This is a genomic window from Streptomyces sp. NPDC052721 (assembly GCF_040678315.1).
Taxonomy (GTDB): Bacteria; Actinomycetota; Actinomycetes; order Streptomycetales; family Streptomycetaceae; genus Streptomyces.
On record NZ_JBFATL010000018.1, the window covers coordinates 128,097 to 150,435 of the forward strand.

20 protein-coding genes, 2 rRNA genes and 1 riboswitch are annotated in these 22,339 nt (G+C 70.3%); of the genes, 9 read left to right on the forward strand and 13 right to left on the reverse strand.

What is annotated here, in order from left to right; translation table 11 throughout:
* Positions 1–183 precede the first annotated feature (183 nt).
* The 8 genes from AB0L21_RS19315 (at position 184) to AB0L21_RS19350 (ending at position 7,975) form a co-directional block, all read left to right on the forward strand.
* Positions 184–714 (forward strand): universal stress protein, encoded by a 531-nt coding sequence (locus AB0L21_RS19315; RefSeq protein WP_365785270.1) that lies wholly within the window; start codon positions 184–186, stop codon positions 712–714.
* 144 nt (positions 715–858) lie between these two features.
* A complete protein-coding gene (locus AB0L21_RS19320; RefSeq protein ID WP_365706123.1) occupies positions 859–1,416 on the forward strand; it encodes a hypothetical protein in 558 nt (185 codons plus the stop codon).
* Positions 1,417–1,666: 250 nt separating this feature from the next.
* The gene (locus AB0L21_RS19325; protein WP_365706125.1) at positions 1,667–3,625 is read left to right on the forward strand and encodes an amino acid transporter; all 1,959 of its coding nucleotides are present in this window, start codon (positions 1,667–1,669) and stop codon (positions 3,623–3,625) included.
* 459 nt (positions 3,626–4,084) lie between these two features.
* On the forward strand, positions 4,085–4,480 hold the full coding sequence (locus tag AB0L21_RS19330) for a molybdopterin-binding protein (protein ID WP_103817071.1): 396 nt from the start codon (positions 4,085–4,087) through the stop codon (positions 4,478–4,480).
* Positions 4,481–4,682: 202 nt separating this feature from the next.
* A complete protein-coding gene (gene modA, locus AB0L21_RS19335; protein WP_365706162.1) occupies positions 4,683–5,504 on the forward strand; it encodes a molybdate ABC transporter substrate-binding protein in 822 nt (273 codons plus the stop codon).
* A complete protein-coding gene (gene modB, locus AB0L21_RS19340) occupies positions 5,501–6,361 on the forward strand; it encodes a molybdate ABC transporter permease subunit (protein WP_365785272.1) in 861 nt (286 codons plus the stop codon). Before modA ends, modB begins: the two co-directional genes overlap by 4 nt.
* Positions 6,358–7,527, forward strand: a complete 1,170-nt coding sequence (locus AB0L21_RS19345; RefSeq protein WP_365785274.1) for an ABC transporter ATP-binding protein — start codon at positions 6,358–6,360, stop codon at positions 7,525–7,527. Before modB ends, AB0L21_RS19345 begins: the two co-directional genes overlap by 4 nt.
* 28 nt (positions 7,528–7,555) lie before the next feature.
* Positions 7,556–7,975, forward strand: coding sequence for a TOBE domain-containing protein (locus tag AB0L21_RS19350; RefSeq protein ID WP_365706132.1), 420 nt, complete (start codon positions 7,556–7,558; stop codon positions 7,973–7,975).
* A gap of 55 nt (positions 7,976–8,030) precedes the next feature.
* Here AB0L21_RS19350 and gcvP read toward each other — a convergent pair whose 3' ends face one another.
* Positions 8,031–10,916 (reverse strand): aminomethyl-transferring glycine dehydrogenase, encoded by a 2,886-nt coding sequence (gene gcvP, locus AB0L21_RS19355; protein ID WP_365785276.1) that lies wholly within the window; start codon positions 10,914–10,916, stop codon positions 8,031–8,033.
* Between the two features lie 174 nt (positions 10,917–11,090).
* Positions 11,091–11,185: riboswitch (glycine riboswitch) on the reverse strand.
* 119 nt (positions 11,186–11,304) lie between these two features.
* Between gcvP and AB0L21_RS19360 the strand changes: the two genes are divergently transcribed.
* Positions 11,305–11,676, forward strand: coding sequence for a PRC-barrel domain-containing protein (locus AB0L21_RS19360; protein ID WP_365706136.1), 372 nt, complete (start codon positions 11,305–11,307; stop codon positions 11,674–11,676).
* Here AB0L21_RS19360 and AB0L21_RS19365 read toward each other — a convergent pair.
* The 12 genes from AB0L21_RS19365 to AB0L21_RS19420 all read right to left on the reverse strand — a co-directional run.
* Complete coding sequence (locus AB0L21_RS19365; protein ID WP_365785277.1) at positions 11,598–13,088, reverse strand: DNA polymerase IV; 1,491 nt, start codon at positions 13,086–13,088, stop codon at positions 11,598–11,600. The genes AB0L21_RS19360 and AB0L21_RS19365 overlap by 79 nt on opposite strands.
* Positions 13,089–13,169: 81 nt before the next feature.
* Positions 13,170–13,853: a MerR family transcriptional regulator gene (locus AB0L21_RS19370; RefSeq protein WP_365785279.1), complete on the reverse strand. Its 684-nt coding sequence runs from the start codon at positions 13,851–13,853 to the stop codon at positions 13,170–13,172.
* A 261-nt stretch (positions 13,854–14,114) separates the two neighbouring features.
* Positions 14,115–14,588, reverse strand: a complete 474-nt coding sequence (locus AB0L21_RS19375) for a bifunctional nuclease family protein (RefSeq protein ID WP_026253112.1) — start codon at positions 14,586–14,588, stop codon at positions 14,115–14,117.
* A gap of 85 nt (positions 14,589–14,673) precedes the next feature.
* Positions 14,674–15,411 (reverse strand): MerR family transcriptional regulator, encoded by a 738-nt coding sequence (locus AB0L21_RS19380; protein WP_365706140.1) that lies wholly within the window; start codon positions 15,409–15,411, stop codon positions 14,674–14,676.
* Between the two features lie 44 nt (positions 15,412–15,455).
* Positions 15,456–16,286, reverse strand: coding sequence for an FHA domain-containing protein (locus tag AB0L21_RS19385; protein ID WP_365706142.1), 831 nt, complete (start codon positions 16,284–16,286; stop codon positions 15,456–15,458).
* A gap of 190 nt (positions 16,287–16,476) precedes the next feature.
* Complete coding sequence (locus AB0L21_RS19390; protein ID WP_365785281.1) at positions 16,477–17,340, reverse strand: DUF881 domain-containing protein; 864 nt, start codon at positions 17,338–17,340, stop codon at positions 16,477–16,479.
* Positions 17,341–17,345: 5 nt separating this feature from the next.
* Positions 17,346–17,678, reverse strand: coding sequence for a small basic family protein (locus AB0L21_RS19395; protein ID WP_003988855.1), 333 nt, complete (start codon positions 17,676–17,678; stop codon positions 17,346–17,348).
* Entirely contained in the window at positions 17,675–18,583 is a 909-nt protein-coding gene (locus AB0L21_RS19400; protein ID WP_365706146.1) for a DUF881 domain-containing protein, read from the reverse strand. Before AB0L21_RS19400 ends, AB0L21_RS19395 begins: the two co-directional genes overlap by 4 nt.
* A gap of 130 nt (positions 18,584–18,713) precedes the next feature.
* Entirely contained in the window at positions 18,714–21,209 is a 2,496-nt protein-coding gene (locus AB0L21_RS19405) for a mannose-1-phosphate guanyltransferase (protein ID WP_365706148.1), read from the reverse strand.
* 114 nt (positions 21,210–21,323) lie between these two features.
* Positions 21,324–21,932, reverse strand: coding sequence for a CDP-alcohol phosphatidyltransferase family protein (locus AB0L21_RS19410; RefSeq protein ID WP_365706150.1), 609 nt, complete (start codon positions 21,930–21,932; stop codon positions 21,324–21,326).
* A 108-nt stretch (positions 21,933–22,040) separates the two neighbouring features.
* Positions 22,041–22,157, reverse strand: a 5S ribosomal RNA gene (rrf, locus tag AB0L21_RS19415).
* An 85-nt stretch (positions 22,158–22,242) separates the two neighbouring features.
* Positions 22,243–22,339 (reverse strand): 23S ribosomal RNA (locus tag AB0L21_RS19420); the annotation flags it as partial.

A 22,339-nucleotide genomic window follows, 5' to 3' on the forward strand; every position in this document is an offset into this window, starting at 1 on the left:
GCCGAATTTTAATGGCCGGAGGGGCGTACGTGGAGGTGTTCGTGCCGCCCGGCTGGTCGAATCACCGGCACGGGAGTGGGATGGAAGGAAGCGAGGACCCTGCAGCGGGCACGCCCGCGGGTGTCACGGCTGTCACGGTGTCACCCCCTCCGGTGCCCGTCCGGAACGGTGGAGTCATGAGTCATGTCCGGTTACGACGCCTCGGCGGTCACGCGAGTGGTGGTCGGCGTGAGCGGCTCCCTGAACAGCGTCACGGCCCTGCGGCGGGCCACCGCGCTGGCCCGCCGGCTGAGAGCCGGGCTGTGGCCCGTGCTCGCCTGGGAGCCACCGGGCGGTGACTCCGCCGCGCGGCGCGCCCCCGCCGCCGGACTGCTGGTCGAGAAGTGGCAGCGGCTCGCCAAGCAGCGGCTGGCCTCGGTGCTGGAGGAGATCTTCGACGCGGAGGAACCCGGTGTGCCGATGCAGCCCGCCGTCGTACGCGGCGCCCCCGGCCCGGCGCTGGTGGCGACCGCGAACCGGGAGGACGACGTGCTGGTCGTGGGCACCGGGCGGCGCGGACTGCACCGGGCGTTCTCCGGCCGGGTCTGCCGGCACTGCCTGGCCCACGCGGTCTGCCCGGTCCTGGCGGTACCCCCGTCCCCCCTGGAATCCGAGTTGCTGTCCGTCCACCGCCGCAATACGTGGCATCTGCGCATCGACACCCGGGGGTTGTGAAGGGGGCGACGGGGCCACGAACCGGCGAGTGACGCGAGGACGTCGCACTGGGCCCGCTGCCGCCCCGTCAAGAACAGGCCCCCGGCCGTCAGAGCGCCGTCAGGGGAAGAGCCGGGGCCCCGTCGGCGGACTACCGTTTCCCCCATGGAGCACGGCAACGACACCCGCCCCCAGCCGACCGGCGCGTACCCGTCCGGCACCGGGACCGTGGTGGAGGACCGCGGCTGGACCGAGGAAGCGCGCACGTCGGCCCGCTGTGCCGGCGCGCTGTTCGGCCTGCTGCTGTGCGTCGACTGGGCGGCCGGCTCGCTGACCTGGTGGCGCGGTGCCCTGTGGCTCCTGCTGGCCCTGCTCCTGCTGCTCGTGCTGTTCCCGGTGCGCGTGTCCGCCGGCCGGGGCTGGCTGGCCGCCCGCCGCCTGTACCGTACCCGCCGCGTCCGCACCGATCTGCTGACCGCGGTGCGCCCGCTGGACGGTGTCACCCAGCGCCTGGTGCTGCGCGACACTCTCGGCAATCGGGTCGAGATCGACCCGGCGGTCCTGATCCGCAACCCGGAGCTGTGGTACCGGCTGGACGAGGGTGCCCGCGGCTCGGAGGCCGCCGGCACGCTGCTGTGCGGCACGACGGAACTGCACCGCCTGGCCCGCCGCGTGGACCGCGAGACGGCCCTCGGGGTGTTCCGGGCCTCGGGCCTGGAGTGACGCTCGGTGGCCACCGCCCGGCCGACTCCCCCGCCGACTCCCCTGGGCTCAGCCGCTCCGCCTCACCCCGGCCGACCCGCTGCGGCCTCCCCTTATTGGTGCGGCCTCTGCCCGCACGGGCCATTCTTAACGCAAGCTTGACGCCGCCTGAGCCGTGATCCATAGGCCCAGGCGTCACGCTCTGCTTACGCTGGTGCCGCCGTCCAGGTGATGGCCCGGAAGAGCTGAGCCGCACATCAGGAGCACGCCGATGGTCACGACCGAGCGCCCTCCCAGTACCAGCCGCCTGCGCGCGTGGATGCTGGAGGGCCTGTCCGACATGGGCAAGGGCGGTGGCCACACCGGACCCCACGCCGAGCCGGAGCCCCCGCACCAGGGACAGCGCTGGTGGCGGGTGATGTGCCTGACCGGTGTCGACTACTTCTCCACCCTCGGCTACCAGCCCGGCATCGCGGCCCTGGCCGCCGGTCTGCTCTCGCCGGTGGCGACCATCGTGCTCGTCGTCGTGACGCTGGCCGGCGCGCTGCCGGTCTACCGCAGGGTCGCGGAGGAGAGCCCGCGCGGCGAGGGCTCCATCGCGATGCTGGAGCGGCTGCTGTCGTTCTGGCAGGGCAAGCTGTTCGTGCTCACGCTGCTGGGTTTCGCGGCGACGGACTTCCTCATCACCATCACGCTGTCCGCCGCCGACGCCTCCACCCACCTGGTGGAGAACCCGCACCTGACGGAGGCCCTGCAGGGCAAGCAGATGCTGATCACGCTGTTCCTCGTGGCCCTGCTCGGCGCGGTCTTCCTCAAGGGCTTCCTGGAGGCGATCGGAGTCGCGGTCGCCCTGGTGGGCGTGTACCTCGCGCTCAACCTCGTCGTCGTGATCACCGGCCTGTGGCACGTCGTCACCGCCGGGCATGTGATCACGGACTGGAGCAGCGCGCTGACCACGGAGCACGGGAACGTCTTCGTGATGATCGGCGTGGCACTGATCGTCTTCCCGAAACTCGCCCTGGGCCTGTCCGGCTTCGAAACCGGTGTCGCCGTCATGCCGCATGTGAAGGGCGACCCCGACGACACCGAAGAGCGGCCCGCGGGCCGCATCCGGGACACCAAGAAGCTGCTGACCACCGCCGCGCTGATCATGAGCTGCTTCCTGATCGCCACCAGCTTCATCACCACGCTGCTGATCCCGGAGAAGGAGTTCAGGACGGGCGGCGAGGCCAACGGCCGCGCGCTCGCCTACCTCGCGCACGAGTACCTCGGCAACGCCTTCGGCACGGTGTACGACGTGTCGACCATCGCCATCCTGTGGTTCGCGGGCGCCTCCGCCATGGCGGGCCTGCTCAACCTGATGCCGCGCTATCTGCCCCGCTACGGCATGGCCCCGCACTGGGCGCGGGCGGTGCGGCCGATGGTCATCGTCTTCACCCTGGTCGCCTTCCTGGTGACCTGGATCTTCGACGCCAACGTCGACAAGCAGGGCGGCGCCTACGCCACCGGTGTGCTGGTGCTGATCAGCTCGGCCGCGATCGCCGTGACCATCGCCGCGCGCAAGGCGGGACAGCGCGGCTGGACCCTCACGTTCGGGGTGATCTCGGTGGTGTTCCTCTACACCACCGTCGTGAACGTCATCGAGCGCCCGGACGGTGTGAAGATCGGTGCCTGTTTCATCGCCGGCATCGTACTGGTCTCCCTGCTGTCCCGGCTGGCCCGTGCCTTCGAGCTGCGGGTGACCAGCGTGTCGCTCGATCCCCTGGCGGAACGGTTCATACGGGACATGGCCAGCCGCAAGATGCGGTTCATCGCCAACGAGCCGGACCGCCGGGACAAGGCCGAGTACCGCGACAAGATCGAGCAGATCCGCGCCGACAACGAGATGCCCGAGCAGGAGGACTTCGTCTTCGTCGAGGTCACGGTCACCGACCCGTCCGAGTTCGAGGCGGGCCTCACCGTCCGCGGCGAGGTGCTGCACGGCCGCTACCGGGTGCTGACGCTGGAGTCCGCCTCGATCCCCAACGCCCTCGCCGCACTGCTGCTGCACGTCCGTGACGTCACCGGCTGCACCCCGCACATCTACTTCGAGTGGACCGAGGGCAATCCGTTCGCCAACTTCCTCCGCTTCTTCCTCTTCGGCCAGGGCGAGGTCGCCCCGGTCACCCGTGAAGTACTGCGCGAGGCGGAACCGGACCGGGAACGCCGGCCGCGGGTGCACACGGGCTGAGCCGAGCCGCGCGGCCGGCGTGGATCACCTCGCCGGCCCACGCGTCCGGCACTCCGGCGACCTACGCCTGGTCGGCGTCGGGTCGGGAGGCCGAGACCCGCTCGACGGGGCGCGCCCGGTGGACGACGGCGTTCCGGTGGATGACGGCGCTGACGATGTCGCGCGTGCGTCCGGACAACCGCAGACACCCCCGCGCGTCGAGCAATCAGCAGGATCACGGCGCTCAGCACGGCGCCCGACGCGAGCATCCACCGCCAGGTTCCGGGAGCGGGTGCGGACCCAGCCGTCCCGCACGATCTCCGCCGTCTCCTGAGGGTCCTCCCCACAGCCGCCGAACGCGTCCGCCGGGTCCGGCCGCGGTACGGCGGAATCGCGGTACCTCCGACGGCCGGCCCACGTCCACGGCTCCCTGGGGCCCACGTCCACGGTTCCCGGGAGCGTGGCCCTATCGTGACCGGCATGCAGTCCTACACGATCGGCCAGGCCGCGCGGCTGCTCGGCGTCAGCCCGGACACCGCCCGCCGCTGGGCCGACGCCGGCCGGGTGGCCACGCACCGCGACGAGTCCGGGCGGCGGCTCATCGACGGCAGAGACCTCGCCGCGTTCTCGGTCGAACTGGCCAAGGCGGGCGCCGCCGAGGAGGACGCCTCGTACACCTCGGCCCGCAACGCCTTCCCCGGCATCGTCACCGCGATCAAGCTCGGTGATGTCGCCGCCCAGGTGGAGATCCAGGCGGGCCCGCACCGGCTCGTCTCGCTGCTGACCCGGGAGGCGGTGGAGGAGCTGGGCCTGGAGGTCGGCATGGAGGCCACCGCGCGCGTGAAGTCCACCAACGTGCACATCGACCGGACCTGACCGGGCGCGTGAGACCGTCACACCTCGGGTCGACGAGCGCCGTACAAACGCACATGCAAGCTGGAAGTCGTAAGTTCGCAGCTCATGCGATGCGACAGGAGACTTCCACCTGGCAGATGCGGCAGTATCATCGCCGCACGGCCGCCACTCGGCCGTGCCCGGGCGCGACAGTCGTTCGACAGAACCGAGGAGTAGATCCGTGTTGACCCGTTCCGTGCGCCGGTCCCGGCGGATGCTGCAGCTGGCCGGTGCGGGAGCCGCCGCCGTGATGACCCTCAGCGCCTGCTCCTCCTCGTCGGACTCCACCGACTCGTCCAACTCCTCCGGCACATCGACGTCCCCGAAGCTCTCCGGCACGGTCACCGTGTTCGCTGCGGCCTCGCTGAAGGAGAGCTTCACGGCCCTGGGCAAGGAGTTCGAGAAACAGCATCAGGGCACGAAGGTCAGCTTCAACTTCGGCGGCAGCGACACCCTCGCCGCGAACATCACCAGCGGTGCCCCGGCGGACGTGTTCGCCGCGGCCAGCCCCAGGACGATGGCCGTCGTGACGGACAGGAAGGACACGGCCGGCACCCCGGTCACCTTCGTCCGCAACCAGCTGGAGATCGCCACCGTGCCGGGCAACCCGCACCAGGTGTCCTCCCTGAAAGACCTCACCAAGCCCGGTCTGAAGGTCGTCCTGTGCGACAGGACCGTGCCGTGCGGCGCCGCCGCCCGGAAGGCCCTGGACGCCGGCAAGCTGAAGCTCACGCCGGTCTCCTACGAGCAGGACGTCAAGGGCGCCCTGACGAAGGTGGAGCTGAAGGAGGCCGACGCGGCGGTGGTGTACAGGACCGATGTGAAGGCCGCGGGTGACAGGGTGGAGGGCGTGGAGTTCCCTGAATCGGCCGGCGCCGTCAACGACTACCCGATCGCGCTGCTGAAGAACGCGCCGAACGCCGAGGCCGCCAAGGCGTTCATCGCCCTCGTGCGCTCCGCCGAGGGGCAGAAGGTGCTGAACGAGGCCGGGTTCCTCAAGCCGTGACCCCGCTCGACAAGCCCGGTGCCGCGACCGGCCCCCGCACAGGCCGGCCACGGCGCCGCCGTGCCGGCACGGGCGGCCGGCACGGGGTGCCGTTGCCGCTGCTGCTGCCGGGCGTGCTCGCCCTGGCGTTCCTGCTGCTGCCGCTGCTCGCGCTGCTCGTCCGCGCGCCGTGGCGCGGCCTGCCGGATCGGCTGACCAGCGCCGAGGTGTGGCAGGCGCTCCAGCTGTCCCTGGTCAGCGCCACCGCGGCGACCGCCGTCAGCCTCGTCCTCGGTGTGCCGCTGGCCTGGCTGCTGGCCCGTACGAAGTTCCCCGGGCGGGGTCTCGTACGCGCCCTGGTGACCCTCCCGCTGGTGCTGCCGCCGGTGGTCGGCGGTGTGGCCCTCCTGCTCGCCCTGGGCCGCAACGGCGTCATCGGCCAGTGGCTCGACGCGTGGTTCGGCATCACCCTGCCGTTCACCACCACCGGGGTCGTGATCGCGGAGGCGTTCGTCGCGATGCCGTTCCTGGTGATCAGCGTGGAGGGCACGCTGCGCGCCGCCGACCCGCGCTACGAGGAGGCGGCGACCACGCTCGGCGCCTCCCGCTTCACCGCGTTCCGCCGGGTCACGCTGCCGCTGATCGCGCCCGGCATCGCCGCCGGCGCGGTGCTTGCCTGGGCCCGCGCGCTCGGCGAGTTCGGCGCGACGATCACGTTCGCGGGCAACTTCCCGGGCCGCACCCAGACCATGCCCCTCGCGGTCTACCTGGCCCTGCAGAACGACCCCGAGGCCGCCATCTCCCTCAGCCTGGTCCTGCTGACCGTGTCGATCGCGGTACTGGCGGGTCTCAGGGACCGCTGGACGACAACGTCATGACGACTCCCCACCCCACGGCCGCCGACAGCACCGGCCCCTCCCGGGACCCGGCCGCAGCCGCCGACGGCGCTCCCGCCCCCCAGGAGCCGGCCGAAGGCCGGCCGGCCACCACACACCGGCCCGAGACCACCGGCCTCGACGCCCACCTCGTGGTCGACCGAGGCACCTTCCGCCTGGACGTGGCCCTGAAGGCCGCCCCCGGAGACGTCCTCGCCCTGCTGGGCCCCAACGGCGCCGGCAAGACCACCGCCCTGCGCGCTCTCGCCGGCCTCACCCCGCTCACCGACGGTCATCTCCACCTGGACGGCACCCCCCTGGACCACACACCCCCGGAGTCCCGCCCGGTCGGCGTCGTCTTCCAGGACTACCTGCTCTTCCCCCACCTGTCCGCGCTGGACAACGTCGCCTTCGGCCCCCGCTGCCAGGGCGTGCGCAAGGCGGAGGCCCGCGCCCAGGCGGCGACGTGGCTGGAGCGGATGGGTCTGGCGGCCCACGCGGGCGCCAAGCCGCGCAGCCTGTCCGGCGGCCAGGCGCAGCGCGTGGCCCTCGCCCGCGCCCTGGCCACCCGCCCCCGGCTGCTGCTCCTGGACGAGCCACTGGCAGCGCTGGACGCCCGTACCCGCCTGGAGGTCCGCGCACAGCTCCGTCGCCGTCTGGCCGAGTTCGAGGCGGTCTCCGTGCTGGTCACCCACGACCCGCTGGACGCCATGGTGCTCGCGGACCGGCTGGTGGTCGTGGAGCACGGCCGGGTCGTCCAGGAGGGCACCCCCGCCGACATCGCCCGCCACCCGCGCACGGACTACATCGCCCGGCTCGTCGGCCTCAACCTCTACCGCGGACAGGCCGCGGGGCACACCGTACGGCTCGACACGGGGCCCGCGATCACGACCACGGAGGAGCTGTCGGGCCCGGTCTTCGTGGCCTTCCCCCCGTCCGCCGTGACCCTGTTCCGGGACCGGCCCTCCGGCGCCAGCGCCCGCAACCTGTGGCGTTGCGAGGTCGCCGGCCTGGAGACGCACGGCGACCAGATCCGCGCCGACCTCACCGGCGAGCTGCCGCACGCGGCGGACCTGACGACGGTCGCCGCCGCGGAGCTGGACCTGCATCCGGGTGCACCGGTCTGGGCGACGGTCAAAGCGACGCAGACCCACGCATACCCGGCCTGAGTGGACCGGCGCTCTACGGTGGGTGCCCATGACCCTGAGCATCCGCAACCAACTGCCCGGCACCGTCACCGAGGTGCACCCGGGAGAAGTCATGGCGACCGTCAAAGTCCGGCTCACCGGCGGCCAGAACCTCACCGCGGCCGTCACCCTGGAAGCCGTCGAACACCTCGGCCTCGCCCCGGGTTCCCCGGTGACCGCCCTGGTCAAGGCGACGGAGGTCTCCCTGGCCGCCAACCGGATCGAGGGTCTGTCGATCCGCAACCAGCTGCCGGGCACGGTCACCCGTCTGTCGCTCGGCGAGGCCATGGCCACCGTCCGGATCGCCGTGGAAGGCGGCGAACTCACCGCCGCGATCACGAAGGACGCGGCCGGGGACCTCGGCCTGTTCGTGGGCTCCGACGTCGTCGCCCTGATCAAGGCGACCGAGGTCTCGCTGGCGACGGCGTAGGAAAGCCGGAAGGCCCCGGCCCGGAACCCGGGCGGGGCCTTCGGCAGCGGCTCGCTCAGTCCTCGTAGGCGTCCAGCGGCGGGCAGGAGCACACCAGGTTGCGGTCGCCGTAGGCCTGGTCGATGCGGCGCACCGGCGGCCAGTACTTGTCGGCGGCCGAGACACCGGCCGGGAAGACGGCCTCCTCGCGGCTGTAGGCGTGCGACCACTCACCGCCGAGCGCCGCGGCGGTGTGCGGGGCGTTGCGCAGCGGGTTGTCCTCGGCGGACCACGCGCCGGAGCCGACCTTCTCGATCTCCGCGCGGATGGCGATCATCGCATCGCAGAAACGGTCCAGCTCGGTGAGGTCCTCGGACTCGGTCGGCTCGATCATCAGCGTGCCGGCCACCGGGAAGGACATGGTCGGCGCGTGGAAGCCGTAGTCGATCAGGCGCTTGGCGACGTCGTCCACGCTCACGCCGGTCGCCTTGGTCAGCGGGCGCAGGTCGATGATGCACTCGTGCGCGACGAGGCCGCCGGGGCCGGTGTAGAGCACCGGGTAGTGCGGCTCCAGGCGCTTGGCGATGTAGTTCGCGGAGAGCACCGCGACCTGCGTGGCACGCTTGAGGCCCTCGCCGCCCATCAGACGGACGTACGCCCACGAGATCGGCAGGATGCCCGCGCTGCCCCACGGGGCGGCCGAGATCGGGCCCACGCCCGTCTCCGGGCCGGCCTGCGGCTGGAGCGGGTGGTTCGGCAGGTACGGCGCCAGGTGCGAGCGGACCGCGACCGGGCCGACGCCCGGACCGCCGCCGCCGTGCGGGATGCAGAACGTCTTGTGCAGGTTCAGGTGGGAGACGTCACCGCCGAAGTGGCCGGGCTTGGCGAGGCCGACGAGCGCGTTGAGGTTGGCGCCGTCCACGTACACCTGGCCGCCCGCCTCGTGCACCTGGGCGCAGATGTCGGCGACGTGCTCCTCGAACACACCGTGCGTGGAGGGGTAGGTGATCATCAGCACCGCCAGCTCGTCGCGGTACCGCTCGATCTTGGCGCGCAGGTCCTCGACGTCGATCTCGCCGTCCTCGGCGGTCTTGACGACGACGACCTTCATGCCGGCCATCACGGCGCTGGCGGCGTTGGTGCCGTGCGCGGAGGACGGGATCAGGCAGACGGTGCGCTGCTCGTCACCGTTGGCGCGGTGGTAGCCGCGTACGGCCAGCAGACCGGCCAGCTCGCCCTGCGAGCCGGCGTTCGGCTGGAGGGAGACCTTGTCGTAGCCGGTGACCTCCGCGAGACGGTCCTCCAGCTCGTGGATGAGCGTGAGGTAGCCCTGCGCCTGCTCGGCCGGCGCGAAGGGGTGCAGCTGCCCGAACTCGGGCCAGGTGACCGGCTCCATCTCCGTGGTCGCGTTGAGCTTCATGGTGCAGGAGCCCAGCGGGATCATGCCGCGGTCGAGCGCGTAGTCGCGGTCGGCCAGCCTGCGCAGGTAGCGCAGCATCGCGGTCTCGGAGCGGTGCTGCTGGAAGACCGGGTGGGTGAGGTAGGCGTCGGTGCGCAGCAGCGCCTCGGGCAGGGTGTCCTCGGCGGTCTCGTCCAGCGCCTCGATGTCGCCCTCGACACCGAAGGCGGCGAAGACGGCGGCCAGCTGGGCCCGGTCGGTGGTCTCGTCGCAGGCCGCCGAGACGTGGTCGGCGTCGACCAGGCGCAGGTTGACCCCGTTCTCCCGGGCGGCGGCGACGATCGCGGCGGCCTTGCCGGGCACGCGCGCGGTGACGGTGTCGAAGTAGGCGCCGTGGACGATCTCCACGCCACCGGCCTTCAGCCCCGCGGCGAGGACCGTGGCGTACCGGTGCGTCCGCCGGGCGATGGTCTTCAGACCCTCCGGCCCGTGGTAGACGGCGTACATGCCGGCCATCACGGCGAGCAGGACCTGCGCGGTGCAGATGTTGCTGGTGGCCTTCTCCCGGCGGATGTGCTGCTCACGGGTCTGCAGCGCCAGGCGGTAGGCCTTGTTGCCGTCGGCGTCGACGGAAACACCGACGAGCCGGCCGGGGAGGCTGCGCGCGAACTTCTCGTGTACGGCCATGTAGCCGGCGTGCGGGCCGCCGAAGCCCATCGGCACACCGAAGCGCTGGGTCGTACCGACGGCGATGTCCGCCCCGAGCTCGCCCGGGGAGGTCAGCAGGGTCAGCGCGAGCAGGTCCGCGGCGACCGTGACGAGGGCGCCCAGCTCGTGCGCCTGGTCGATGACGGGCTTGATGTCCCGTACGGCACCCGAGGCGCCCGGGTACTGGAGCAGCACGCCGTTGATCTCGCGCTCGGCGATGTCCGCCGGGATGCCGTCGCTGAGGTCGGCGACGACGACCTCGACGCCGGTCGGCTCGGCGCGGGTCTCGATCACGGCGATGGTCTGCGGCATCGCGTCCGCGTCGACCAGGAACAGGCCCTTCTTGTTCTTGCCCATACGCCGGGAGAGGGCCATGGCTTCGGCGGCGGCGGTGCCCTCGTCCAGCAGGGAGGCGCCGGAGGTGGGCAGCCCGGTCAGGTCGGCGACCATCGTCTGGAAGTTCAGCAGGGCCTCCAGGCGGCCCTGGGAGATCTCCGGCTGGTACGGCGTGTAGGCCGTGTACCAGGCCGGGTTCTCCATGACGTTGCGCAGGACGACGGGCGGCGTGAAGGTGCCGTAGTAACCCAGGCCGATCATGGAGCCGAGGACCTGGTTGCGGTCGGCGAGCAAGCGCAGCTCGGCGAGCACCTCCGCCTCGGTGCGGGCGCCCGGCAGGTCCAGGGCATCGGCGTTCTTGATCACATCCGGGACCGCGGCGGCGGTCAGCTCGTCCAGCGAGCCGTATCCGACCTGCGCGAGCATCTTGGCCTGCGCCTCCTGGTCGGGCCCGATGTGGCGCTGCTCGAACGGGGTGCCCGCTTCGAGTTCGGAGAGCGGAATGCGATGGGCGGTCATTGCGGAGGCCTCCTGGTCTGACGCGACCTGCGAGGGGCACCACGGCGCGGGTACCCCGACGGCCTCCCCCTCTGTCATCTCGACCTGAGAGCTTCACCGGACGCCCGTGGGCGCCGGCTTTCCCCGTCGGTGAGGGCGGAAGCCGTCGACATCCGCCCTGCTTTCCAGAGTGACCTCGTCCGTGCGGTACGTGAGCCTGAGAGATTCCGGGGAGGATTTGCTCCTTCGGCGCCTCCGAGGTGGTCGGAGGACTCTCCCGCACGGGGTCAGCAGCCGCTGTCAGCCTACCAGCGAGGCCAACGCCGGGGCCTTCGAGTGGCCGCCTCCTTGAATGTGCTCTTTTGTAGTGCTTACGGATGAGTTGCGACCACGTGGAGGGAGAGGGACCGTGCAGACCGACATCGATCCACGCAACCTGATCGGCCGCAAGGCGTTCGACCGCAATGGCACCAAGATCGGCACCATCGACGAGGTGTACCTGGACGACGCGACCGGCGTGCCCGAATGGGCGGCCATACGCACCGGACTGTTCTCCCGGGACGCCTTCGTGCCCCTGGAGCCCAGCGAACTCGTCGAGGGCACCCTGCACGTCCCCTTCGACCGCGCCCTGATCAAGGACGCCCCCGACTTCGGTGTAGGACGCCACCTCTCCCCGGAACAGGAACTCCAGCTCTACCACCACTACGGCCTCGACGTGGCCTCATCCCCCAAGGTCCCGGACCACGACTTCGGCAAGCTGGCAGGGTCGGAGGAGGCCTGATCGGTGGCTTCTTCCGGGGTCCGGAGCGGAGCCCCGTGACGGTCACTGCTCGGCGGACCGAGACGGGTGGGCAGGTGGGAAGAGTCCGAAACCAACGGCAACGGATCAGCAGACTCCAGCGCCGGATCGTCGACAAAAAACGTCCGCACCCTCCCCGGAGGGGACTGCGGCGTCTCGAACCGCACCGTCACCCGCCCCAGCCCGCTCCCCTGCACCCACCCGTGCCCGTACTCCGCATGCCGCACATCCTGCCCGGCCCGCCACTGCCGCTCGACGGGCTCCGCCCGCTCCACCACAGCCTCCACCGCACCGTTCTCCGGCTCCTCCACCGCAGACACGGGCATCGCCTGCGCGAACAGGTCCTCCTGCGTGTAGTCGGCGAGCCCGGACACCCCCACTCCGAGCAGCCGCACCCCGCCCGTCGTGTCCACGGAGTCCAGCAGCCGCGCCGCCGCCTCGCGGATGACCACGGGGTCGTCCGTGGGCCCCCTGAGCGTCTCGGAGCGGGTCAGGGTGGAGAAGTCGTACCGCCGCACCTTCAGCACGATGGTCCGCCCGGACAGCCCGGCCTCGCGCAGCCGCCGCACACACCGGTCGGCCAGCCGCCGCACCTCCAGACCGACCCGCAGCCGGTCATGGATGTCCACGTCGTACGTGTCCTCCACCGACACCGACTTGGTCTCCCGCTCGGCCACCACGGGCCGCTCGTCCCGGGCCAGGGCCATGGCGTACAGCGCCTGCCCGTGCGCCTTGCCGAGCAGCCGGACCAGCTCGTCCTCGCCTGCCTCCGCCAGCTCCTCCACCGTGGTGATCCCGGCCCGGCGCAGGTGGTCCCCGGTGGCCGGTCCGACCCCCGGCAGGGTGCGCACCGGCATCGGCGCCAGCAGCGCCCGCTCCGTGCCCGGCTCGATCAGCATCAGGCCGTCCGGCTTGGCCTGCTCGGAGGCGATCTTCGCGAGCATCTTGGAAGCGGCGAGCCCCACCGATCCGGTGAGCCCGGTGACCGCCCGGATGTCCGCGCGCAGCGTCTGCCCGGTCCGCCGCGCCGACTCCTCGTCCCACGCCACTCCCCCGGCCTCCAGGTCCACGAACGCCTCGTCCAGACTCAGCGGCTCGACCAGCGGTGACAGCTCCCGCAGCAGCGCCATCACCTGCTCGCTGATCGCCCGGTACAGGGTGAAGCGCGGCACCAGATAGGCGGCGTTGGGAACCAGCCGGCGCGCCTGGGCCATGGGCATCGCCGAGCGCACCCCGAACACCCGTGCCTCGTACGACGCGGTGGCGACCACCCCGCGGGGGCCGAGCCCGCCCACGACCACCGCTTTCCCGCGCAGGCTCGGCTTGGACGCCTGCTCCACCGAGGCGAAGAAGGCATCCATGTCGAGATGCAGGATCGTGGGCGCGTTTCTCACATCTCCGATGCTGCACCACGGCACTGACAATGCCGTGGTGCCGGAGCGCCCCGCGAGGGGTCCGGCGGTCGGACGCGGCGGTCAGACCGCCCGGTTGCGGCGCCGCGCCAGCTCGTCCGCGGGATTGTGCCCGACGAGGGTCTCGCCGGTGTCGATGCGCTCGCCGTGCAGCTGGGAGAGCGCGCTTTCCACATCCCGCCACACCACGCCGACGGCGATCCCGAAGATGCCCTGACCGCCCTGGAGCAGGGCGTGGACCTCGTCCGGCGAGGTGCACTCGTACACGGTCGCGCCGTCGCTCATCAGGGTCATCCGCTCCAGGTCGCGGAAACCGCGTTCTCTGAGGTGCTGGACGGCGGAGCGGATGTTCTGCAGGGACACCCCGGTGTCCAGGAACCGCTTCACGATCTTCAGGACGACGACGTCCCGGAAGCTGTACAGACGCTGGGTGCCCGACCCGTAGGCGGGCCGTACGCTGGGCTCGACCAGACCGGTGCGGGCCCAGTAGTCGAGCTGCCGGTAGGTGATGCCGGCAGCCGCGCAGGCCGTGGGCCCGCGGTAGCCGATCTCCTCGGACGTCATGGACGCCACCCCTCCGCCGTTCGGCACCGCCGTCGGCAGCTGTGGAGCGTGCTCCACCGCGCTGCCGGGATGGGCATGTCCCCCGCCTGAGCGCGGCCGCGAGCTCGGGGGCGGGTACGGACCGCTCTCCCCGAAACCGCGTCCGGGGGCACCCCCAGCCGTACCGTCGCCGCTCGTTCTCACGCCGACCTCCGTCCTTGACCTGCCTTCTCGACGGTAGGCAGTCACCAGGGGTGCGTCAACGATCGCCACACTCGGCACGCCGAGTGATAATCACCCAAGGAGTGGTTTCCCGTGTCCCACCGCGGGGAAAGGCTAGCCGAATGCGCTGGCCGAGGGGCCGTAGGACGCTCTCACTGGCCGGAGGCCAGGCCGGGGCGCGGACCGCGCGAGGCCGCCGTCCGCCCCGGGGGACCCCCGGGACCGACAGGCCGGCCACGGGGCTCACTGACTGCTGGTGCCGAAGTCCTCGGGCGAGATCTGGTCGAGGAACTCGCGGAACTTCTCCACCTCGTCCTCCTGCTCGTCCGGAATGGCGATGCCCGCGTCGTCCAGCACCGTGTCACTGCCGTAGATCGGCGTTCCGGTGCGCAAGGCAAGCGCTATGGCATCGGAGGGGCGGGCGCTGACCTCGACCCCACTGGCGAACACCAGCTCCGCGTAGAAGACGCCTTCCCGCAGATCGGTGATGCGCACTTCGGTCAGCTCCTGGCCGACGGCCTCCAGCACGTCCTTGAACAGGTCGTGGGTCAGCGGTCGCGCGGGGGCCATGCCCTGCTGGGCGAAGGCGATCGCCGTCGCCTCCCCCGGCCCGATCCAGATGGGGAGGTAACGGTCGCCTCCCACTTCGCGCAGGAGCACGATCGGTTGGTTGGAGGGCATTTCGACCCGGACACCTACGACATCGAGCTCGTTCACACAGCAACCCTAGGCCGTGCTCGGGATGTTTGGGTAGTCGGGCCGGGAACAGGTGCACGATCCGGCCGCTCCCCAGCCCGCCGTATCAGGGCAGCCGCACACCGAGAGCGGTCTGCACCAGGGCCGCGTGCAGCTTCACCGTGAGGGCCGCCAGCTCCTTCGTACGGGCCTCGGCGTGTGCCCTGGTCTGCGGGTTGCGGTGGCGCTTGAGCGGGGCCACCACCTGGTCGACCAGGCCCGCCTCACGGTCGGCGGCGGCCTTCATCACCCGCAGGTGGCGCGGCTCGATCCCGAACCGGCCCAGCTCGGCGATGAGCGAGGCCACCGTGACGGCCTCGGCGTCGTACGCCCCGTCCTCCAGCGGAGCGATGAGCCCGTAGGACTCCCACTCCTCCAGGTCGCCCTCGTCGATGTCCGCGGCGGCCAGCAGCTCGGCCCTGCCGACCCTGGCCACCGTGGGCCCCTCCACGCGCGCGGGCAGGTCCTCCGCGGTGCGCTGACGGCCCACCACGGGCAGCGGGACGGCCTCACCCCGCTCCATGGCGTCCAGATGCTCACGGATCACCTTGAGCGGCAGATAGTGGTCCCGCTGCATCCGCAGGACGTGACCGAGGCGCTCGACGTCCCCGGCGCTGAACTTGCGGTACCCCGACGGGGTCCGCTGCGGCTCGATGAGCCCCTCCGACTCCAGGAAGCGGATCTTGGAGATGGTGACTTCGGGGAACTCGTCGCGCAGCACGTTCAGCACCGTGCCGATGCTCATCAGCCCACTGTCCCTGGCGGCGGTACCGCTTCCGGCACCGCCGCTCGGTGTTTGAAGCATGGACCTTCCCTGGGGGTCCCCCCGGACATCAGTCCGGGGGCGGGTCAGATGCCCTGCCGGCTCGCGTAGAACACCAGCCGGTACTTGCCGATCTGCACCTCGTCACCGTTCGACAGAGCGACCTGGTCGATGCGCTCCCGGTTGACGTACGTGCCGTTCAGGCTGCCCACGTCGGCCACCGTGAAGGAACCGTCCGGGGAGCGCCGGAACTCCACGTGGCGCCGGGATACGGTCACGTCGTCCAGGAAGATGTCGCTCTGCGGGTGACGGCCCGCCGTGGTCAGGTCGCTGTCCAGCAGGAAGCGGCTGCCCGAGTTCGGCCCGCGGCGCACCACCAGCAGCGCCGAGCCCATCGGCAGCGCGTCCACCGCGGCCTGTGCCTCCGGGGAGAGCATCGGCAGCGGCGTCTGGCCGGTCGCCTCGGCGTCGTAGGCCTCCAGGCCCGAGATCGAGATCGTGGACGTCGTCTCGGAGGCCCGCTCGGGCGTCAACCCGGGACGCAACGGCGCCCCGCAGTTGGAGCAGAACCGGGCGTTCTCCGCGTTCCGGTTACCGCACCTCGTACATACCAGGACCGACATCGACGGATCCTCCTGCCGCGGCTGCCCCGCCGGGGCGTTGGACGCGTACGGGCCGGGGGCGAACCCTCCACCCGTACCTGAGGTTGACGGTTGCCCGAAACCTATGCCGCCGGACTGGGCAGGGTCAACAGACGCCGCGCCCTGACCTCCCGAAATGTCACCGCCCGGACCAGCGACCTGGTCCCGGAACAGCGGGCGCCGGCCCTCCGCGTCAGGCTGTGCGCGATGACGAGCGGTCGCGTTGTCGCTGCCCTCTCGCGCGCTCTTGCCGAACAACTTCGCAAACAACTTCACGGGCGATTCCCCTTGACCGAAACAGACCCGCCCGTGGGGCAGGACGAACCCTGATTGCCTACACCGGCCGAGCCGGACATTCTCACAACGTCCGTATCCACCAGACAGTTTCCACCACGCGCCACCCCTTCGGTGCGCCGACCCCCCGCAACCTCATGCCCCTGCCGGACGGCCCCCATGCACCGCCGGTTCACTGGGAGGACGACCGAGCGTAGTCAGGCCGCTTCGCCTGCCGCAAGGCGTCCACGACGATCTTGTCCGACCGCTCGACGGTCACCGTGGCCTGCTCCTTCTCCAGAGTCTGCACCACGCCTCCAGGGATGTTCAGGGCGGGCTCAAGGTCCTGCGGCTTCCCGATGACCTTGAAACGATAGGGAGCGTTGATCTTGTTCCCGTCGACGCTCACACTCTTGCCGGAGTCCGTGAAGTAGGTGCCGGTGACCACCCGGACCCCGTTGACCTGGATCGCCTCCGCACCGGCCGCGCGCAACTCCTGGATGGCGTCGAGCAGCATGTCCGCCTGGACCGTCCCCTTCGTGTCCTCGATCGTCATGGTGATGCCGGGACCCTGCGCCGCCACGGTGCCCGCCAGGATGCCGAGTTGCCTCTCCTTCTCGGCGGTCTGGCGGCGCGCCTCCGCGGCCTGGTCGGAGCTGGTCTGCAGCTCCTGACGCTGCTTTTCGAGTCCCTGCTTCTCGTCCTGAAGACGCTGAGTACGCGAATCCAGTTCATCGAGGATGCGCACAAGATCTTCTTGGCGGGCTCCGCGCAGCGCGCTGTCGGTGTCGCTGTTGGACGCCACCTGCACGGCCAGGCCGAAGCCGAGGCCGAACAGCAGTACCGCCACGATGAGTTGAGCACGCGTGAAGCGCGGCGGCCACAGTCCGTCGACGAGCCGCTGCCGGCCGGTCAGCGGCTGCTGGGACTCCCCCTGCGCCGACTGCCCCGCCTCGGGCGCGGGTGCGGGCACTTCCGCCGGCAGTTCCCTGCGCAGCCGGTTCTCCGCCTGATCGTTCCGGCCGTTGCCGTCGCTGCTGTCGTTTCGCTCGCTCATGGGTGTCACGCCCGGAACACGTGCCGTCGGATCGCCGCGGCATTGGAGAAGATACGGATACCCAGGACCACCACGACACCCGTGGACAGCTGCGCGCCCACGCCCAACTTGTCACCGAGGAACACGATGAGGGCGGCGACGACCACGTTCGACAGGAACGACACCACGAAGACCTTGTCGTCGAAGATGCCGTCGAGCATGGCCCGCAGACCACCGAAGACGGCGTCCAGCGCCGCGACGACGGCGATCGGCAGATAAGGCTCGACGACCGCCGGAACCTCGGGCCGGACCAACAGGCCGGCCACGACTCCCACGACGAGGCCCAGTACGGCGATCACGATGTGCCCTTCTCGGTTTTCTCTGACTTCGGCTGTGCTGTGCGTACGATCACACTGGGCGCGGCGGGCAACCGGACGTCGCCCTCCGTGGAGATGGTGGCGCGGATGCCGTAGTTCTCCTCCAGCGCATGCAGATACAGGCCGTCCGCGCTGTTCTGGAACCTGGTGCTCAACCTCTCCCCGTCCCCCACCGCCAGCACCGTGTACGGCGGCACCAGCGGCCTGTTGTCGACCAGTATCGCGTCACCGGCGGCCCTGATCGCGGACAGGGCGGTCAGCCGCTGCCCGTTGACGGAGATCGCCTCGGCCCCGGAGGCCCACAGTCCGTTGACCACGCGCTGCATGTCGCGGTCCCGTACCCGGCCGGTGTCGGAGAAGCCCGACGTCTCCCGGGGGTTGGAGCCGTCCCCGCCGCCGCTCGCCTCCTTGGCGTCGTTCACGACGAGCCTGACCCCGGGACCGTGCACCGCGGTGGCACCCGACAGCAGACCTACCAGGTCGGCCTCGGCGCTGCCCCCGCTCGACTTCAGAGCCGCCCGCTGGCGCGCGCTGACGTCGTCACGCAGCGTGTCGACGGTACTTTCCAGCTTGTCCGCGTCCGCGGTCTCGCTGTCGATGCGGTCGATCAGCTCCTGGCGCTCCTTGGCCACCACGGGCGCCGCCACGCGCGCCTGTGCCGCCCCCACGGTGACGACGAGCGCCGCGAGGACGAGACCGGCGGCCAGGCCCAGCTTGGCCCGGAGCGTCTTCGGCAGGCCGCCCTCGCCCTCGGACTTCCTCCGGGCGGCGGCCTCGGCGTAGCCGTCGTCGAGGCTGTGGTCCATGACGTTGGTGATCAACGACATGGAGGCGTCCGGGCGCTGCGGCCGCGTGGGGCTGCTCCGAACGGGGGGTTGCTGCGGCATGCCGCACATCGTCGCATGTCGCGAGCAGTACCTCCGAACGGCCCCACCGGCGTGCCGGACAGGCCCCCTTGGGGACACTTGTCCGGCACGCACGCGTGCAGCGGGTTTTGCCGTTCTCAGCCGCCTGCGGTCACCGGCCGGCGCTGTCCACGACCGCCGACCACTCGTCCAGCAGGGCCTGCGCGGAGGCGTCGTCCGGCCCCTCGGCCCACAGATGGGTGACCGCTTCGGCCGGGTCGGGCAGCACCATCACCCAGCGCCCGTCGGTCTCCACGACCCGCACACCGTCGGTCGTGTCGACAAAGCGATCTCCTGCCGCCTCGACGACCCGTCGCATCACCAGACCCTTGACGGCCCACGGCGTCGCCAGGTCCCGCTTGAGGACGTGCGCCCGGGGGATCCGGGCATCGATCTGGCTCAGGGTGAGCTGCGTCCGCGCCACGAGCCCGATGAGGCGTACGAAGGCGGCCGTGCCGTCGTACACGCCGCTGAACTCGGGGACGATGAACCCGCCCTTGCCGTCACCGCCGAAGATGGTGCCCTCCTCGCGCCCCACGCGCGTGAGGTCGTCGGGCGAGGTGGTCGTCCACTCCACCTGGGTGCCGTGGTACGCGGCCACCTGCTCGGCGATCCGGGTCGTGGTGACCGGCAGCGCCACCCGGCCGCTGCGCCGCTCGGCGGCCACCAGGTCCAGCATCACCAGCAGCGCCCGGTCGTCCTCGATGATCCGGCCCTTCTCGTCCACGAGCGACAGCCGCTCGCCGACGGGGTCGAACCGCACACCGAACGCGGCACCCGAGGACGCCACGATCTCCCCGAGCCGCACCAGCCCCTTGCGCCGCATCTCGGCGGTCTCGGTGGGCCGGGACTCGTCCAGACCGGGGTTGATGGTCAGCGAATCCACACCCAGCTTGCCGAGCAGGCTGGGCAGCAAGAGCCCGGCACTGCCGTTCGACGCGTCCACGACCACCTTGAGACCCGACTCGGCTATCCCGGTCGTGTCGACGTTGCGCAGCAGCGATCCGGTGTACGAGTCGAAGACGCTGGCCGGGAAGTACAGGTCACCGATCTCGCCGGGGAACGCCCGCCGGTACTCCTGGCGAGCGAACACCCGGTCCAGCTTGCGCTGGCTGCCCTGCGAGAGGTCCGCGCCCTGCCCGTCGAAGAACATGATGTCGACCGAGTCCGGGACACCCGGCGAGGTCCGGATCATGATCCCGCCGGCACTGCCGCGCGCGGTCTGCTGCCGGGCCACGGGCAGCGGGACGTTCTCCAGGTCGCGTACGTCGATGGCGCTGGCCTGGAGCGCGGAGATGACCGCCCGCTTGAGCGCCCGGGCACCCCGGGAGTGGTCGCGGGCCGTCGTGACGGTGGAGCCCTTCTTCAGGGTCGTCGCATAGGCGCCGGCGAGCCGCACCGCCAGCTCGGGCGTGATCTCCACGTTGAGGATGCCGGAGACACCCCGGGCGCCGAACAGATGGGCCTGCCCACGGGACTCCCAGATCACCGAGGTGTTGACGAAGGCACCGGCCTCGATGGTCTTGAACGGGTAGACGCGGACATTGCCCTGAACGATCGATTCCTCACCGATCAGGCACTCGTCACCGATGACCGCGCCGTCCTCGATCCGGGCCGCACGCATGATGTCGGTGTTCTTGCCGACGACACAGCCCCGCAGATTGCTGTGCTGCCCGATGTACACGTTGTCGTGCACGACGGCCTTGTGCAGGAAGGCACCGCTCTTGACGACGACGTTGGAGCCGACGACGGTGTGCTCGCGGATCTCCGCGCCGGCCTCGACCTTCGCATAGTCGCCGATGTACAGCGGCCCGCGCAGCACGGCGTCGGGATGCACCTCGGCGCCCTCGGCCACCCACACACCGGGGGAGATCTCGAAGCCGTCGATGTCGACGTTGACCTTGCCTTCGAGGACGTCCGCCTGGGCCTTCACATAGCTCTCGTGCGTGCCGACGTCCTCCCAGTAGCCCTCGGCGACATAGCCGTAGATCGGCTTGCCTTCCTTCATCAGCTGTGGGAAGACATCGCCGGACCAGTCGACGGGCACATCGGCTTCGACGTAGTTGAAGACCTCGGGCTCCATGACGTAGATGCCCGTGTTCACCGTGTCGGAGAAGACCTGCCCCCAGGTCGGCTTCTCCAGGAAGCGTTCGACCTTGCCTTCCTCGTCGACGATGGTGATGCCGAACTCCAGCGGATTGGGCACGCGGGTCAGGCAGACCGTGACCAGCGCACCCTTCTCCTTGTGGAAATTGATCAGCTCGGTGAGGTCGAAGTCGGTCAGGGCATCGCCGGAGATGACGAGGAAGGCATCGTCCTTCAACGCCTCTTCGGCGTTCTTGACGCTTCCGGCGGTACCGAGTGGCTTCTCCTCATTGGCATACGTGAGCTCCATGCCGAGTTCTTCGCCGTCGCCGAAATAGTTCTTGACGAGCGATGCCAGGAACTGCACGGTGACAACGGTCTCGGTGAGCCCGTGCCTTTTGAGCAGCCGTAGCACGTGCTCCATGATCGGGCGGTTCGCCACGGGCAGGAGCGGCTTGGGCATGCTAGAGGTCATGGGGCGCAGGCGTGTGCCTTCGCCCCCGGCCATCACGACGGCCTTCATGTCGGAAGCGTCCTCCTCCAAGAGACGACGGTCTAGCCGACTTCACCCGTCCAGATTGTCCCGCACTTTTGCACCGCGGGCCATCGAGGCGTCAGGTCTGGACAATCACCGAGCTCAATCGGCCGTGGCGTCCGCGCGAACCAAGCGGCGGACCTGTACCACGTAAAGCACTCCTGCCCACCAATAGAGGGTTGTACCCCATCCGGCGAACGCCCATCCGAAAATAGCAGCGAGTGACGCGATCCAACCACTTCCGTCACTGAGCAGCAGGAGCGGGAAGGCGTACATCAGGTTGAAGGTCGCGGCCTTCCCGAGGAAGTTCACCTGCGGCGGCGGATATCCGTGCCGGCGGAGGATGCCCACCATCACCAGGAGAACCAGTTCGCGGGCCAGCAGCAGGGCGGTCAGCCAGAGCGGCAGGATCTCCCGCCAGGTGAGGCCGACCAGAGTGGAAAGCACGTAGAGGCGGTCGGCGGCGGGGTCGAGAAGCCGGCCGAGGCTACTGATCTGATTCCAGCGCCGGGCGAGCTTGCCGTCGAGATAGTCACTGACCCCGCTCAGGGCCAGCACGAGGAGGGCCCAGCCATCACTCTTCGGCCCGCCGAACTCCGGCCTGAGGATCAACCACAGGAAGAGGGGTACGCCGACGAGCCGCGCCATGCTGAGGATGTTGGGGATGGTGAGGACCCGGTCTGTCTGGACGCGGGTCTCCTGGACCTCCACCCGGGGGCCTCCTGTGCGAAATTGAACCAACGATGCTCCCTGACCTTACCCCAACGCAAAAAAGCTCCGGCCCCTGGGCAGTGCCCAAGAGCCGGAGCTTCAAAAGGAGTTCGGCGGCGTCCTACTCTCCCACAGGGTCCCCCCTGCAGTACCATCGGCGCTGTGAGGCTTAGCTTCCGGGTTCGGAATGTAACCGGGCGTTTCCCTCACGCTATGACCACCGAAACACTATGAAACTGTGAACGCCACACCGCTGAATACAACGGGGCTGTTCGTGGTTTCAGAACCAACACAGTGGACGCGAGCAACTGAGGACAAGCCCTCGGCCTATTAGTACCAGTCAACTCCACCCGTTACCAGGCTTCCATATCTGGCCTATCAACCCAGTCGTCTACTGGGAGCCTTAC